10 protein-coding genes and 1 tRNA gene are annotated in these 16,042 nt (G+C 47.4%); 9 read left to right on the top strand and 2 right to left on the bottom strand.

The window, feature by feature from the left end; all coding sequences use genetic code 11:
• The first annotated feature begins 196 nt into the window (after positions 1-196).
• The 9 genes from AAHB90_RS17685 (at position 197) to AAHB90_RS17645 (ending at position 14,508) form a co-directional block, all read left to right on the top strand.
• On the top strand, positions 197-838 hold the full coding sequence (locus AAHB90_RS17685; RefSeq protein ID WP_342086524.1) for a TetR/AcrR family transcriptional regulator: 642 nt from the start codon (positions 197-199) through the stop codon (positions 836-838).
• Positions 813-2,174 carry a TolC family protein gene (locus AAHB90_RS17680; RefSeq protein WP_342086523.1) on the top strand — a complete coding sequence of 454 codons (1,362 nt, stop codon included), beginning with the start codon at positions 813-815 and terminating at the stop codon, positions 2,172-2,174. Before AAHB90_RS17685 ends, AAHB90_RS17680 begins: the two co-directional genes overlap by 26 nt.
• 46 nt (positions 2,175-2,220) lie before the next feature.
• Entirely contained in the window at positions 2,221-3,351 is a 1,131-nt protein-coding gene (locus tag AAHB90_RS17675; protein WP_342086689.1) for an efflux RND transporter periplasmic adaptor subunit, read from the top strand.
• 120 nt (positions 3,352-3,471) lie between these two features.
• The gene (locus AAHB90_RS17670; protein ID WP_342086522.1) at positions 3,472-6,903 is read left to right on the top strand and encodes an efflux RND transporter permease subunit; all 3,432 of its coding nucleotides are present in this window, start codon (positions 3,472-3,474) and stop codon (positions 6,901-6,903) included.
• Between the two features lie 125 nt (positions 6,904-7,028).
• Positions 7,029-7,102: transfer RNA gene (locus AAHB90_RS17665), tRNA-Pro, on the top strand.
• 892 nt (positions 7,103-7,994) lie between these two features.
• Positions 7,995-8,936 (top strand): DUF4249 domain-containing protein, encoded by a 942-nt coding sequence (locus tag AAHB90_RS17660; RefSeq protein ID WP_342086521.1) that lies wholly within the window; start codon positions 7,995-7,997, stop codon positions 8,934-8,936.
• A complete protein-coding gene (locus AAHB90_RS17655) occupies positions 8,933-11,254 on the top strand; it encodes a TonB-dependent receptor (protein ID WP_342086520.1) in 2,322 nt (773 codons plus the stop codon). Before AAHB90_RS17660 ends, AAHB90_RS17655 begins: the two co-directional genes overlap by 4 nt.
• 29 nt (positions 11,255-11,283) lie before the next feature.
• A complete protein-coding gene (locus AAHB90_RS17650; RefSeq protein ID WP_342086519.1) occupies positions 11,284-11,910 on the top strand; it encodes a hypothetical protein in 627 nt (208 codons plus the stop codon).
• A gap of 198 nt (positions 11,911-12,108) precedes the next feature.
• Positions 12,109-14,508: an ABC transporter permease gene (locus AAHB90_RS17645; protein WP_342086518.1), complete on the top strand. Its 2,400-nt coding sequence runs from the start codon at positions 12,109-12,111 to the stop codon at positions 14,506-14,508.
• A gap of 43 nt (positions 14,509-14,551) precedes the next feature.
• Here AAHB90_RS17645 and AAHB90_RS17640 read toward each other — a convergent pair whose 3' ends face one another.
• Positions 14,552-15,685, bottom strand: coding sequence for a multinuclear nonheme iron-dependent oxidase (locus AAHB90_RS17640; protein WP_342086517.1), 1,134 nt, complete (start codon positions 15,683-15,685; stop codon positions 14,552-14,554).
• A 12-nt stretch (positions 15,686-15,697) separates the two neighbouring features.
• On the bottom strand, positions 15,698-15,853 hold the full coding sequence (locus AAHB90_RS17635) for a chryseobasin-related MNIO class RiPP peptide (protein ID WP_342086516.1): 156 nt from the start codon (positions 15,851-15,853) through the stop codon (positions 15,698-15,700).
• Positions 15,854-16,042: the final 189 nt, after the last annotated feature.

Below are 16,042 nucleotides of genomic sequence, written 5' to 3'. Positions count from 1 at the left end.
TGACTCTTCCCGACGCGGCAATACTTGTCAAAAGACCAAAATATTGCCAAAATCCGCTAATTAACGCTGTTTAAGCACTTATAGTAGCTCCTCTTGTGCCTGCTCTATCAATATTCGATTACTAATTCGCAGAAAACTTTAAACATTATCAAAGTTTTCTTGGTTTTTTTCATTCGAAAATTTCAAATTTGTCGCTGTGAAAGAGCGAATTATAAAATCGGCATTGAACCTTTTCTGGCGCTATGGCATCCGAAGCGTCACAATGGACGACATTGCCCGTGACCTTGGAATTTCGAAGCGAACTATTTACCAGCATTACTCGGACAAGGAGGCCATCCTTGCACTCGTGATCCAGGAGGAGATCCGGGCGCAGAAATGCGAAATGGAGAAACTGGAAGAGCTCGCCGAAAACCCGATAGAGGAAGCAATGTATGCCACGGTGCAGATGCAGGATACACTCGCGGACATGAACCCGACGCTTTTGTACGATCTGAAAAAATACTATCCCAATGCCTGGGAGCTTTTCCAGAACTACAAGCATGAGTACATTATCCGGAATATCCGTGACAATCTGGTAAAAGGCATCGAAATGGGCCTCTACCGCCCTGATATCGACGTGGATGTGCTTTCGCTCCTGCGTGTGGAGCAGATTGTACTCGCTTTCGACCCGACCGTTTACCCAGCCAAAAGATTCAACATGATGCATGTGCAAACCCAGTTTCTCATGCACTTTTTAAGGGGAATACTTTCGGAAAAAGGATTTGAATACTACAACACCATAAAAGATAAACCAGCAACTGAACTCAATATCCATGAAAAATGCCAGAACAATACGTAGCACTTTGATGCTGCTCGCGGCACTGATAAGTTTTGTCCCTTTACATGCACAAACCGGATACTCTCTCAAAGAGGCCGTTGATTACGCAGTTAAGCACAATCTGAATGTCAAAAATGCGCAGCTCGACGCCGTTTCTGCCGAAGCACGCATTGGAGAGATTCGCGCCACCGGTTTGCCGCAAGTGACCGGCGCCGCTTCGTTGACCAATAACATTATCATCCCGAGATTCTTCCTCCCAGCCAGCACCTTCGACCCATCGCAACCCGCCGACGCGCCGCCGACGGCAGTAGAATTCGGGATTCCGTGGCAGGGTTCCGCATCCGCCACATTGAACCAGCTCGTTTTCAACGGATCCTACTTTATCGGTTTGAAAGCGGCCGCGACCTATCGCGAACTGGCCCAGAAGAGCACAACTTCGTCGAAAGTGTCGGTAGCAGAGGCAGTTACGAAAGCTTACTATTCCGCTCAGGTAGCCGAAGAACGCGCCAAGCTCCTCGACCTGAACATCGCCCGCGTGGATTCGTCCATGCGCGAGACGAAAGCCCTGAATGCAAGCGGCTTTGTGGAATTGCTGGATGTGAACAGGCTCGAAGTGCAGGTCAACAATCTGCAAACCGAACGTCAGAAAGTGCAGAACCTGATCGAACTCAGCTATGCATTGCTGCGATTCCAGATGGGAATGGCTGCTAACGAGCCGATCAAACTGACAGACGATATTAATGTAGTCGATGTCGATGCCGTGAGGGCTGCCTCCGAAAGCACCGGTGTCAACTATGAAAGCCGAATCGAATTCTCGTTGCTTAACACGCAGGAGAAATTGGCGGACCTTGATTTACGCAATATACGGAGCGGTTATCTGCCCAGCGTTTCGGCTTCCCTCGGTTACGGGTACAATGTCGGTGCCGACACCTTTTCGCAGGTATTCACCAACAAGTGGTTCAATAATATGGTCCTGGCCGTCAACGTGAACATTCCGATCTTCGACGGCTTTTCCAAAAAATACCAGATCAACCAGAAAAAGATCGCTATCGACAAGGTTAAGAACAATCAGAACCTGCTGAAACAGTCGATCGATCTGGAAAACAGCCAGGCGAGCATCAATATCAAAAATGCATTCGCTACGCTGGAAACCCAAAAGCGTAACCTCACGCTGGCAGAAGAAATCGTCAGGGTGACAAAAATTAAATATAAAGAGGGAGTAGGCTCGAACATCGAGGTGATCAATGCCGAATCTTCATTAAAGGAAGCGCAGACGAACTACTTTACCGCATTGTATGACTTGATGATCGCCAAAGTCGATCTAAGCAAGGCCAAAGGCGAGCTCTATTCCGAATAAAAGCATTAACACTTAACAAAATTTGAAACAGCTACTTACCAATACCATGAAAAGCAATATTCTGATAATAACCGCTATTGCCACCATCCTGGCTTCCTGCTCAGCCAAGAAAGAAGGTTTGGAAGGCAAAAAAGAAGAGCTCGTTCAGCTGAAAGCACAGCAGGTCGAGAACGAAAAGAAAATTAAAGCACTCGAAATCGAAATCGGCAAACTGGACCCCAAGAAAACGACGGAAGCCAAGGTGAAACCCGTATCGATCGACACACTGAATGCGGAAACTTTCAAGCACTACGTGGAATTACAAGGCACGGTTGATGCCAAAAACAATGTGCTCGTTACCCCTAAAACAGGTGGCGCCATCGTGGCCATGTACGTGAGGGAAGGCGACGCAGTGAAAGCGGGAAGCGTGATCGGCAAGATCGATAACAGCATTCTGACCGAATCCGTGGAGGAACTGAAAACCTCACTAAGCCTGGCAAACACGCTTTTTGAGAAGCAGAAAAACCTTTGGGACCAGAAGATCGGCACCGAGCTGCAATACCTTCAGGCCAAAAACAATAAAGAAGCGCTGGAAAGAAAACTGGCTACACTGAATTCTCAGATTGCCCAGACGAACATCGTGTCACCGATGGCAGGTGTGGTCGATATGGTCAATGTCAAAGTCGGTGAAATGGCTTCTCCGGGCGTAGGCGTAGTGCGTGTTGTAAACCTGAGCAACCTCAAAGTTTCGGCGAAAGTATCAGATGTTTATGCGGCCAGCGTGAAAAAAGGCGACGAAGTGATCGTGAAGTTCCCTGATTTGAAAAAGGAGTACAAAGCGCGTATAACATTCGTGAGTACGGCGGTGGACCCATTGTCACGCACATTTACGATCGAAGCGAGTTTGCCTTCCGACCGCGATATCAAGCCGAATATGATGGCGCAGGTGCAGATCAATGACGCTACCAGCAAAAATGCGCTGGCTATCGACCAAAACTATGTTCAGAGCACGGAGAAAGGGAATGTGGTGTACGTAGCCGTGACCGAAGGCAACAAAAAGGTAGCCAAAGCGAGAGAAGTTAAGACCGGCCTCAGCTACAATGGCAAGGTCGAGATCCTTTCCGGTTTGTCAGCAGGCGACGCCCTGATTACACTGGGTTACCAGGAAGTTTCAGACGGCCAGCCGATTAGCTACTAATATGAAGAGTGACAGACCGTCAAAAGTCAGTTATAGTCAAGAGTTGTCAGGAATGCAAACGCTCATTCACTCATTCAGTCATCGCACCGGCGACCCGGTCAATCATTCAAAATTGATTCTATGAAATTCAGCGAATATAAAACCTTAGGCTTCACCAACTGGTGCGTCGAGAACAGGACGACGGTCTACATCTTTACGTTCATCATCACGTTGGCAGGGTTCATGGTATACAATAACCTGCCCAAGGAGCAGTTCCCGGACATTAAAATTCCGCAGATCTACATCAACACGGTGTATTTCGGAACCGCCCCGGCCGATATCGAAAACACGATCAACAAACCGATCGAGAAGCAGCTCAAATCCCTCAACGGGGTCAAAAAGATCAAATCCAATGCATTGCAGGATGTTTCGGTAATCCTCGTGGAGTTTACGCCGGATGTACCGGTGGAAGTAGCTTTACAACGTGTAAGGGATGCGGTGGATAAAGCCAAAACCGATTTGCCTCAAAACCTCGACTCCGGCCCGACGGCCCAGGACGTGAACTTCTCGGAGTTCCCGATCATGAACGTCAACATTGCGGGCAATTATTCTTTGAAACAATTGAAAGAATATGCCGAAGACTTGCAGGACGGGATCGAAGCATTGCCTGAGATTACCCGCGTGGATATTCTGGGTGCATTGAACCGCGAGATCCAGATCAATGTGAATCTCGACCGCATGAAATCGACCGGTTTGACATTCTACGATGTCCAAACGGCGATCCAGGGGGAAAACATCAACGTTTCGGGTGGTGAATTGAACGTGCAGGGCGTACGTCGCACGCTGCGCGTGAAAGGCGAGTATACGAACGTGAGCGATATGGCAAATATCCGTATCCGCACCTCCACGGGCGCGACGGTCCGCCTGGGCGACATTGCGGAAGTGGCCGATAGCTTTGAAGAGCAGCAGGATTTCGCCCGTCTGGCCAACAAATCGGTCATCACACTGAACGTGATCAAGCGGTCGGGAGAAAACCTGGTCGAGGCAGCGGATAAGATTGAAAATGTCATCGCGGATTTTAAAGAAAACCGCTTTCCGGCTGGTCTGGACGTTAAAATCACCGCTGACCAATCAATCCAGACACGTGCCGATCTGCATGACCTGATCAATACGGTTGTACTTGGCTTTATTTTCGTCGTGCTCGTGCTCATGTTCTTCATGGGCGTGCGTGACGCGATCTTCGTGGGGCTTTCGGTGCCACTATCAGCATTGGTCGCATTTGTATTAATGCCGATTATCGGTCCGATGGTAGGCACTGAATTCACACTGAATACGATTGTACTCTTCGCATTCTTGCTGGGTATCGGTCTGGTAGTCGATGACGCGATTGTGGTGATTGAAAACACGCACCGCTTGTTCAACATGCATAAGGATTGGACGATCCAGCAGGCGGTAAAAGCGGCCGCCGGCGAGGTGTTTATTCCCGTACTTTCCGGTACACTCACAACCATTGCGCCGTTCTTCCCACTTCTTTTCTGGACGGGTATAGTCGGGGAATTCATGAAATTCATGCCCTTGACGCTCATTATCACGCTCGGAGCCTCGCTTTTTGTAGCTTATGTCATGAACCCGGTGTTCGCGGTGTCGTTCATGGGTCGTCATGAAGACGAAAAAGAAGCCCACGATACCAGTTTCAAAGCGATCCGCCGGCCGGTAATTATCCTGGTAGTAGCCGCAGCAATCGGTTACCTGATCGACCGCGGTGTGGGTAACTTCTTTGTATTTATATTGATACTCTGGATTTTCAACCACTACATACTGACGCCACGAATTCTCGTTCCGTTCCAGGACAACCTGCTGCCGGCATTGAAAAACGGCTACCGCAAGCTGATCGACTGGCTTTTGAGAGGTTGGAGACCGGTTGTGGCCATTGTTTTGGTATTTGGGTTATTGATTTTCACATTCGTACTAACCGGCATTGTTCAACCCAAAGTGTTGTTCTTCCCAAGCGGTGACCCGGATTATGTGTATGTCTACAACAAGCTACCGATCGGTACCGACGCGCGGGTAACTGACTCCGTGACCAAGATTATCGAGAAACGTGTTTTTGATGTTCTCGAAAAAGAAAAAGCGATGGACATGGTAAATTCGGTGATTGCCAACGTCGGCAAAAACGCCGGAGACCCTTACAATCCGGACCGTTCGGCGACACCACATAAGTCGAAAGTAACGGTTGCATTCGTGTATGGTACCGAACGTGGCGGAAGATCTTCCGAAGTAATACTCCGCAAGATCCGCGACGCTGTCGCGGGTATCCCGGGTGCCGAAATCTCCGTAGAACGCGAGGCAGTGGGCCCACCGACCGGCAAGCCTATTTCCATCGAGATTTCGGGAGATGAATTCGAAGTGCTCCAGAAACTTGAAAAGACGGTATTGCAACGCGTCCAGAATTCGGGTATTGAAGGGATAGACCAGCTCCGTTCGGATCTTGTCACCAACAAACCTGAGATCGTTATCGACATTGACCGTGAAAAGGCGCAACGCGAAGGCATCAGTTCTCAGCAAATCGCATTGGCGGTCCGTACGGCCCTGTTTGGTTTGGAAGTATCTAAATTCCGCGACGACAAAGACGAATACCCGATCATGGTAAGACTTGAAAAAGACGACCGTGAGCAGATTGAGAAGCTTTTGAGCCTCAATGTAGTGTACCGCGACATGAACATGGGCGGAGCATTACGCCAGGTCCCGATCACGTCTGTGGCGAACATCCATTACTCCACTACATTCAGCCAGATCAACCGCCAGGACCAGCGTCGTATCGTTACATTGGGATCGGACGTACTGCCGGGCTACAACGCCAACGAGGTTGTTGCGCAGATCCAGACGCTGATAGAAGATATGGAAGTGCCCAACGGGTATATTATCAAAATGGGTGGTGAGCAGGAAGAACAAAATGAGTCGATGTCATTCCTCGGGACTGCATTCGGTGCTGCGATCATGCTGATTTACCTGATACTGGCCACGCAGTTTAACTCCGTGATCAAGCCGTTCATTATCTTCTTCACGATCATACTGTCGCTGATCGGCGTGTTGCTCGGTTTTATCATCTTCAACAAAGATTTCTCGATCATCATGTCCGGCGTAGGGATCATCGCATTGGCCGGTATTGTGGTTAAAAACGGGATTCTTCTTATCGAGTTTATCGAAGAGCTCCGTGGGCGCGGGTACCCGATGCGCGAGGCCATTATCGAAGGCGGTGCAATCCGTCTGACACCGGTATTGCTTACCGCCTCTGCCGCCGTACTTGGCCTGGTACCACTTGCATTGGGTATCACAGTCGATTTCGTAGGCCTCTTCCGTGACCTCGAACCACACCTGATCGTCGGCGGACCTAGCTCCGTATTCTGGAACATCCTCGCCTGGACGATCATTTTCGGTCTCACATTCTCAACCTTGCTGACGCTGATCATGGTACCGTGTATGTACTACGTCAACGAGCGTGTCCGCGACAAATGGTTCCGCAAGGGCAAAACCGAGGTCGTAAACCCGAATTGGCAGAGCGAGACGATCTAGTCACACCGTTTAATTATTGTTCATTTCAGGTTAAATCAATTTTTTTCAGCCTGAAATGGACAATAATCCAAAACATTCTTAGATTTGCAACCCCAAAGAATACCGCGGAGCAATCTGCAAAAGTTCGGGATGTAGCGCAGCCCGGTAGCGCACTAGCATGGGGTGCTAGGGGTCGCAAGTTCGAATCTTGTCATCCCGACATTGATTTCAAGCCACTTACAATGAAAATTGTGAGTGGCTTTTTTCATTAGGTCGAACAGCTTCGTTACACAAATATCTACCCCCGCTATACAGGTATCCCTTTTTTGTAAGTTCCGTCACCATTAAAAATGATCATCAGAGTCCCGCCATTACCACCGTATATCCTTCGTTGCCCCTCTTTATTTTTTTCATTCGTAAATGGTCTAAAACCATCGGCCCAACGAGTTTTCACAGTTGGTCGATATAAACACGGTCGCCGATCAATTGTTCCAAGCAGCTATTCAGCCTGTCCTCGTCCCCGGAAGCAGGCTTGATGTTATGCATTCAATCTCCCTCGAATATCAATACAATATCGCCGTGAAACGTCGCAAATTTCCTGGGTAGGTTATCCTTGTAGCGATCATCTATACTCGGGGCAGGCAACCAACATTGCTTGCCGTCTTAATTGATATATTCGATCAACATGCCAATTCCCTTATCATTCTTCCATTCCTTTGGTCTCGCAATATTAGATGTAATCAAATAGAATTTTACTTTTCACCGGGTCATTTTCAAGATCAATCCTCTCTACTTCTTTACATGGCATAGCGTTTCCCGGCTGGGCATAACACTCTCTCGTAAATAATTCATAGCATAAAATCAACAAAATCATGCTGCAAAAGCGTATCATAACGATATCAGTTTATTTGATCAGAAATTACGAAATGAATGGTAATACTCCTAAATTGTAACGGCCACAATACTTTCAGCCATCTTGAATTTCACTAGATACGCAATGGTATCCTAAACTATTTATCATATCGATACCATCAGCAACATCCTTATATTTTGGTTGAACCGGGCTTTAATAATATTAATATCTGTTATATACCCAGTTAAAAATTTTACGCATGAAGTTTGTGTGCTTTTTACTATTACTGTTTGTACTTGGTTGCAAGGAGACCAATCTCGATCTCAATATTCCCTACTCAGGTGACAAGCTCGTTTTATGGGGAAAACTCAAAGCAGGGGCACCCGCTAGAATTCAAGTAACGAAAACCTTTAACCCAGCCGGAGCTATTCCGCTGGATATCAGTGTCGCAGATGCGCAAGTGGGATTATTAATAAATGACAAGGAATATATTGAATTGTTTTCGGCACCCAATGAAAAAGGCATCTATATATCGGATCATGTTATACAACCAGGAGCAACCTACATCGTAAAAGTTTCAGCGCCGATGCTGCCAAGCGCCGAATCTGCTCCTGTATTTATTCCTTCCGAGGTACCGGATATTAAACCACTAAGAATCCGGAACGTTCCGGGTGAAATCAACCATCAAACGCCCCAGGATTTAGTAGATCTGTATTTTCCAAAAAAACAGACTGAGGCAGAAAAATATTTCACACTCACATTCTTATCTTATTATGAGAAAGATACCGTATCGGCTAATCCTTATGGTGCAACGGACAATATACCTGCCAAAGAAGAGGATTGTCATACCTGGGCCTATGAAAAGATATCTGCCTATCGCAATGATGTTGCTGGAATTACTTTTGACCGTTTCGCTTCCATTTTTTTAATGAAAAGTACATGCCTGCCTGGCCCGAATACGCCAATAAAATTCTATATCGAAACGGGCAAAGGATCACTCGACAATCCGCAATGGGCGCGTAAGGTTACCATGAGGATTGAAGTCGTTACAAAAGAAGCGTTTGATTATGCGAAAATAGAATATGATCAGCCAGAGGGCGTCGATCACCTCGTACTTCCTCCGCAAAGAGCCTTGACCAATATCAAAAATGGTTACGGGCTAATTTTTGCTTCTAATGAAAAAGTGATCGAAATACCATGATAAAATACTTAATAACGATCCTTTTATTTGCTTCCAATGCGCACACAGTCTTCTCTCAGAAACTAACTATCAACGGAACCGTTCGGGATGCGGCAAACGGAGAACTCCTGGTGGGTGCCACTGTTCAGGACAGTATTTCTCAAACGGTCGTGCAAACCAATGCCTATGGTTTTTTCAGTCTGGAAATTCCCGCAAGCAGATCCTCCATTAAAATCAGCTTTGTAGGTTATACCCCTCAGTACATTCAGGATTTTACCAAACATAAATTCCCTCTGGACATCAAACTAATACCCGCTAATTTTCTGAAAGAACTGACGGTAAAGGAAGTCAAAAACAAGGAAGCGCCCGTTGGAAGTTTGTCTATCCCAATGAATAAATTAAAACTAATGCCGGCCCTGTTAGGTGAAGTAGACGTACTGAAAGCATTAAGCTTTACACCGGGTGTCTCCACAGGCACGGAAGGCAGCGCCGGTCTATATATCCGGGGAGGAACCCCGGATCAAAACCTGATTCTGCTGGATGAAGTCCCTGTTTACAATGTCACGCATTTGGGTGGATTCTTTTCAGTTTTCAATCCAAGTTCTTTGAAATCAGTTGACTTATACAAAGGAGCATTCCCCGCGCGTTACGGCGGCAGGCTTGCTTCGGTAATAGATCTCGCCATGAAAGACGGTAACAACCAAAAATTTGGCGGGGAAGTAGGTATTGGCATTCTCAATCAAAACCTGGCTCTCGAAGGGCCGATCGTTAAAAATAAAGCCTCATTCATCGTATCAGGAAGGGTTTCCACATTAGGACTCTCTTCCTTATTACGGCCAAAGAAATCAAGCGGATACGGGGAAAGCCGGAAGTATCGCTTTTATGATCTCAATGCAAAACTCAATTATCAGATTAGTAAAACGGATCAGATTTATTTGAGCCTCTACAATGGTTTTGACCGCTTTATGTACAGCGAATGGAGCGCAAATGATGGAAGGGAAACGGAAACTTCCGTGGGCAATAATTGGGGAAACACCACTGCAACCCTAAGATATAGCAAGATCTTCTCGCAAAGGCTTTTTGCCAGGTTCATTTTGCTCTACTCCAAATACACCAGTGAATTGACCAATAGCTTTGAGGATAATAATCCGAACACCGAACACATCAGGCTTTACCGAAACACGAATGCGGGAGTAGCGGATCTGGGCGGCAAGGTTCAATTCGATTATTTCCTTTCCAATCGAACAAACCTGAAATTTGGTTTGGACGCCACCCGGCATTCATTTAGTCCCTTTATTACAAAAAGCAATTACAGTAGCCCGCACGATGATACGGGAAAACTAAAATTCCCTGCCACGCAGTTGGACTTTTACGCGGATGCTTCTATAAATATTACTCACAATTTGCGATTTAATCCTGGCATACGGTATAGCTTGTACCATGTCAATAACCGGACTTTTTCAAATCCGGAGCCGCGCTTAGGATTAAACTGGTCGCTTCCTGCGAACTGGTCTATCAAGGGAGGCTATGCAATTATGAATCAGTATGTGCATCTCCTCACTAATAATGGTTTTGGATTCGGCTACGATGCCTGGGTACCTTCAACGGATAAGGTAACACCTTCACGAAGCTCGCAATTATCCATCGGACTATATAAGAATCTTCCTCAGCTCGGTCTGGATCTGTCGTTGGAAGGTTATATAAAAAGGATGAAAAATCTGATTGATTATCCCGACGGAACGAATTTTTCAGGCTTACTTGCAGCCTCGTGGGATGATATTGTTATCAAAAATGGCGTGGGGCGTGTAAAAGGAATTGAAGTAATGCTGAGTAGAAAATCCGGTCGTTTTAATGGGTGGGTTTCCTATACGCTATCCAAGTCGGAAAGAAAGTTTTCGGAAATCAATGGTGCCTGGTGGTTCCCGATGAAGTATGACCGGCGGCATCTTTTGGCAGCAACTGCAAACTACGGCATTGGTAGAAAATGGACATTAAGTGCGAGTTTTATTTACCAGACGGGGCATGCTGTTACTTTACCCGAAGCAGCTTTTATCACTGAAAACAGTAACGGCCCGAGGTTTATATATGATAAAAGAAATAACGGGAGAATGCCTGCATTTCATCGGCTGGATATCGGCGCAAGCAAATCGGTAGTAACTCCTCGCAAGCGCAATGCTCAGTTACGCCTGGGCGTGTACAATGCCTATAACAGAAACAATCCTTTATATCTGGATATAAAAACTGAACGAAATCGAGATTTTGTGCCAACCGGCATCACATTCAAGCAGGTTTCATTTTTCCCTATACTGCCGTATATAGGTTATACCCTTAAATTTTAAAGTATTCCTGATAATAATCAACATTGACTATGAAAAATGCGTCCATCTTCCTTTTTACCAGTCTTCTGATGCTTTCCATTAACCTATTTGCACAACAGGGCACAGAATCCAATAAAATTGATAATTCAATAGATATTCCGGCTTATAGAAACTTGAAGAAAGGAGCTTTTACTTTTTCATTGAACGGTTCCGGCAATAACAGTGTGCAAAAGGCAGGCTGGTCTTTGACATCCCAGGCCGGATATTTAGTCGCTGATCGTCTGGTGGTTGGACTTCAATTGTCTCTGGCCAATCGATTTTCCAAGGAAGAAAGAAGCTGGATAAGCATGAAACGTGGGGGAATAAAGGAATACGCATTCACACCGGAGGTATATGCACGTTATTATGTGCTACCGTTTCGGTTTACTCCATTTTTACAATTGTCATCAGGTTATAACTTCGGTAAATTCAAAGCAAGGGATGATTTTTTCGACAAAAAAGTATCCATCAATACCAACAATTATGTCATGTTCGGTGCGGTTGGTTTAAGCCTGCGGGTCGGGAAGTACGCGGCATTGCAAACGCAATATAACTTGCCGATCATTGTCGACTCGAACATAAATGAGATGATCAGAGGCAACCTCTTTCGGCTTGGATTGTCTTTTTATTTCAGGTAGCTAAATAGCATGCAGGACAGACTATTTAAGAACAAACCCTATTATAAATGAACAGGGATTGTCCGAATTCGTACAGTCCTCCGCTCAAAATCGGCTCAGACTTATTGCTATTCACGATTTTGGTGCTTGGTACGGTAATTGACTCGTCGGGTAACAACAAACTAAACCGCCCAAACCGGAGGGACACGGCTCAGAAACATGTTACGAAACTATATCAAGATTGCCTGGCGTAATCTGCGTAAAAATCAAGCCTACGCATTCATCAATATATCCGGGCTTGCCCTCGGCATGGGATGCGCCTTGCTGATTTTTGCGCTTGTCCGCTTTCATTACCAAACCGATCGTCACCACCGGAATTATGACCGGATATATCAGTTTACATCCCGGTTCACATCGGCTACCGGCGACTTCAATATTCAGGGAGTCCCGTATCCGTTCGGTCAGGCCGTGCGTAACGAGCACACGGAAATCGAACGTGTGACCATGCTGGACGAATGGTATGGGCCGCTGATTGCGGTACCCGTCGCAGGCCGGGCGGATAAGAAAATTAAGGACAAGAGCCACGAGGGCGCATTTGTAGAGCCCGCCTTTTTCCAAATATTCGACTACACATGGATCGCGGGTGGCCCCGACGACCTTGCCCAGCCTGGGACCGTGGTGATGAGTGCCGGGATGGCCCGCAAATGCTTCGGCACCACCGACGTCATAGGCAGGATCGTTCGCCTGGAAGCCCGTATCCCAGCCCGTGTGGTAGGTGTGTACGCTGATAAGCGGGACGATACCGACCTGGATTATTCGATTATGGCTTCGTGGGGATCGCTCAGAGAACAGCTTAATGCACGTCCCGAGAACGAACCGTTCGATAATACCAATGGAAGTACCCATTGTTTCGCACTTTTCAGCGACCGCTTTACGGCCGCCGACTGGAATCGCCAGCAGATTGCCTTCGTCCGGAAATACAACCCCAAAAAGATCAGGGAAACGTCGTACCCGGCCATTCCATTCAGTAAAATGCACTTGTTGCCCGAGTATGGCGGTGTGAGCAAGGGATTGTTGCTGTCGCTGACCCTGATCGGCCTTTTGCTCATTGGCACCGCGAGCATCAATTTTATCAACCTTGCCACGGCACAGGCGCTCAACCGGGCGCGGGAAGTGGGCGTCCGCAAAGTGTTGGGTAGTACAAAAACGCAGTTATTCTGGCAATTTATGGGCGAAACGGCGCTTATCGTGCTGGTCGCGCTGGCGCTGGGAATAGTGATATTCCAATATGGCCATACGCTCGCCCATACTTACCTGCACGGTGCTTTTCGGTTTACATTCTATTTCTCGCCATCGATATTGGGCTGGCTGGCCCTTCTGGCCGTGACGGTGATACTCATCGCGGGTCTCTATCCGGCCTTGATCATCGCAGGTTTCCGCCCGGTGGTGGCGTTGGCCGGACGGCTCACCACCTCCGGGACGGGTGGTTTTTCTGTCAGGCGCGGACTCGTCGTCACACAGTTCGCGATTTCGCAAATGCTCATCATCGGCCTCATTGTCGTGGCCAATCAGCTCAAATATGTCCGGACGAAAGATTTAGGGTTTCGAAAGGACGCGATCCTGACGGTAGGCTTACCTAACCTTCCTTCCCAGGATATCGGCAAAATGACCGCATTCCGTAACCTGGCCATTGCCTCGCCCGACGTGAATAATTTCAGCTACTCCATGTCCGGGCCGCCTCAGTCAGGCTCGACTAGCCAGACCATTGTACGCTTCGATTCGCGACCCGAAGAAGAACCTTATGCGCCCCAGCAGGTGTGGGTGGACGCCAATTATGTAGGTTTGTATGCTCTGAAACTGGTTGCCGGACGCAACCTGCGGCCTTCGGAGACAATTCGCGAAGCGCTCATCAACGAGACGTTCATGCGACGGCTCGGGTTCAGCAAGCCAGCGGATATATTGGGTAGAACCCTTTATAAAAGCTCCGTACCCATGGAAATCGTGGGTGTTTTGAAAGATTACAACCAATCGGATCTCAGGCAGCAGATCAGGCCTATGTTCCTTACCACGATGGCAACCGGCTACTATTCGGCCAACATTCAGCTGCGTTCGAACAACTACGCACGAGCGTTAAAACAATTGGAAAAAGCCTACAACCAAATCTATGCAGATAATTTCTTCGATCCGGAGTTTGTAGACGACCAAATCCAGCTGGCTTACCAGCAGGAGCAGACGATGGGACGATTGATCAACTTCTTTGCCGGAGTTGCCCTGCTTATCGGCTGCATGGGCTTGTATGGGTTGGTGCTGTTCATGGTAACGCAACGCAGGAAGGAAGTAGGCGTACGTAAAGTCCTGGGCGCGAGTGCGGAGAGCATTCTGTGGTTATTCAGCCGGGAGTTTATACAGCTGATCTGCATTTCCTTTATCCTGGCTACGCCCACCGCGTGGTGGGCTTTGAACGGCTGGCTGAAAAACTTTGAGTACAAGATTGCGCTAACGCCTGCAATCTTCGTACTGGCACTATTGGTGACGGTAGCTATTGCATTGCTAACCGTGAGCTTTCAAAGTGTAAAAGCAGCGCTGACTAATCCTGTAAATTCACTTCGAAACGAATAGTAGAACGAAGCCACTTGCAAACTGGAGTATTGAAACTGCTCTTTCAGGCAAAGCCATTTTTCCACTTCTGTGCAATAGCTATGGCCGTTTCAAGCATGTAGGGAGCCCAATTTTCAACCTCCCAGGCGGTGTTATGCAAGTCCGAAGAAAGTAACATTGCCTTTGCCTCGCTCACACTTGCGGCTGTTTCCAGAATGTGCGATAACTGAACCTGCTGCCGGTATAAATCGGGATCTTCTAGTGGAATGGCGTTCGCTTTCCCTGTAACAGGGGCAAATGCGTATGCGGATTTTTGAGGAGAATCAGAGGCCGATGATTTGATAATGCTATCCATACGAAGAAAATCCGACTGGAAAACTGCCTGACTTGCATGGTCACCAAGGGCAGTGCCCAACTGTTCGAGCACCACGAATTTTAGATTAGGACATTTGGGGATTACTTCACTTAACAATTCAAACACCCTTTCCGGAACCGATTCGTCGTGCGTATCCCGCCTCACCGGCTTGCCCGGAAGCATCTGCGTATCTTCCCAACTGCCGCCGGAAATGTGGATTTCCCTCACTTTGTTTAGCGGATACAACTTTATAATGTCATCAAAAGCGATGTCGAAGTTATGAACCTGGCAGTAAATGTTATGAAGGTCTAGAATAATGAAGCCGTTGACACTCTCCACCAGTTCGTTCAGAAAAGTCCCATGTTTCCTGACCTCATCAATTGAATAGGAAAAAGCCAGGTTTTCCAGTCCGACCGGGCATTGACATGCGTCCTGGATTCTTCGCAGGCGGTCCCTGCCCAGCGCCAGCGTGCCGGAAGTAAAAGGAATGCTGATCGGAGCGCCTTTATGGAAATCCTCCCCGGTCATAAAACCGAAATGCTCGGTAATATGATCGAATTGAAATTGCCTGGATAGCCTCCGGAGTTTATCGAGCCATTCCTGCTGCCCGGACGACCATTTTCCGGAAAATAATGAGAAATACACGCCGTGCCCGATTAACCGGTCACCGTTACTAAACTCGGTCACCAGGTCGGTAAACCATGCCGGGATTTCGTCAAACCTGAAAAGCGTATCAAACGACCATTCAATGGCCTCCACCTTTTCTTGTTCGAATAACGGCAGGGACGCCTGCAAAATATGGGCATCCAGATTGCAGGCAATTGATGAGTAGATTCCAGACATTGATCAGCGCGATCAACCCATTCCACAAGCCGGGCAGGGGTCCACAGTTTTAGTTTTGCTCGTTTTTTCGCCGTTCGGACCAACAGCGTTGTCGGTGCAAGCTGTGGCAAGCGCAGCAACAGTAACTGCAACGGCAACGGCCTGTAATACTGATTTTGAAATTTTCATAAGACAATTCGTTAAGGTGAATTAGCATATACGAGAAAGATGAAGTTTGAATGCATTTGGTTGTAACCGATTGTGATTAAATTGAGTATCGAAGTCTTGATGGGGTCAGGATGTTATAGTACGCATTGCCTGATTTGCCAGGCCTGGATTTTTACCTTTACTTTAACGGGCTAACCGGCGTGTATCGTA

The organism is Dyadobacter sp. OTU695, assembly GCF_038440355.1.
Lineage (GTDB): Bacteria > Bacteroidota > Bacteroidia > Cytophagales > Spirosomataceae > Dyadobacter.
The sequence above is the reverse complement of the archived record's forward strand: the minus strand, read 5'-3'. Positions and strand labels throughout refer to the sequence as shown.

Excerpts from the sequence above, each read along its gene's own strand:
- AAHB90_RS17680 (WP_342086523.1), top strand. The coding sequence starts at position 813 with ATGAAAAATGCCAGAACAATACGTAGCACTTTGATGCTGCTCGCGGCA.
- AAHB90_RS17650 (WP_342086519.1), top strand. The coding sequence starts at position 11,284 with ATGAAAAATGCGTCCATCTTCCTTTTTACCAGTCTTCTGATGCTTTCC.
- AAHB90_RS17655 (WP_342086520.1), top strand. The coding sequence starts at position 8,933 with ATGATAAAATACTTAATAACGATCCTTTTATTTGCTTCCAATGCGCAC.
- AAHB90_RS17640 (WP_342086517.1), bottom strand. The coding sequence starts at position 15,685 with ATGTCTGGAATCTACTCATCAATTGCCTGCAATCTGGATGCCCATATT.
- AAHB90_RS17635 (WP_342086516.1), bottom strand. The coding sequence starts at position 15,853 with ATGAAAATTTCAAAATCAGTATTACAGGCCGTTGCCGTTGCAGTTACT.
- AAHB90_RS17645 (WP_342086518.1), top strand. The coding sequence starts at position 12,109 with ATGTTACGAAACTATATCAAGATTGCCTGGCGTAATCTGCGTAAAAAT.
- AAHB90_RS17675 (WP_342086689.1), top strand. The coding sequence starts at position 2,221 with ATGAAAAGCAATATTCTGATAATAACCGCTATTGCCACCATCCTGGCT.
- AAHB90_RS17670 (WP_342086522.1), top strand. The coding sequence starts at position 3,472 with ATGAAATTCAGCGAATATAAAACCTTAGGCTTCACCAACTGGTGCGTC.
- AAHB90_RS17660 (WP_342086521.1), top strand. The coding sequence starts at position 7,995 with ATGAAGTTTGTGTGCTTTTTACTATTACTGTTTGTACTTGGTTGCAAG.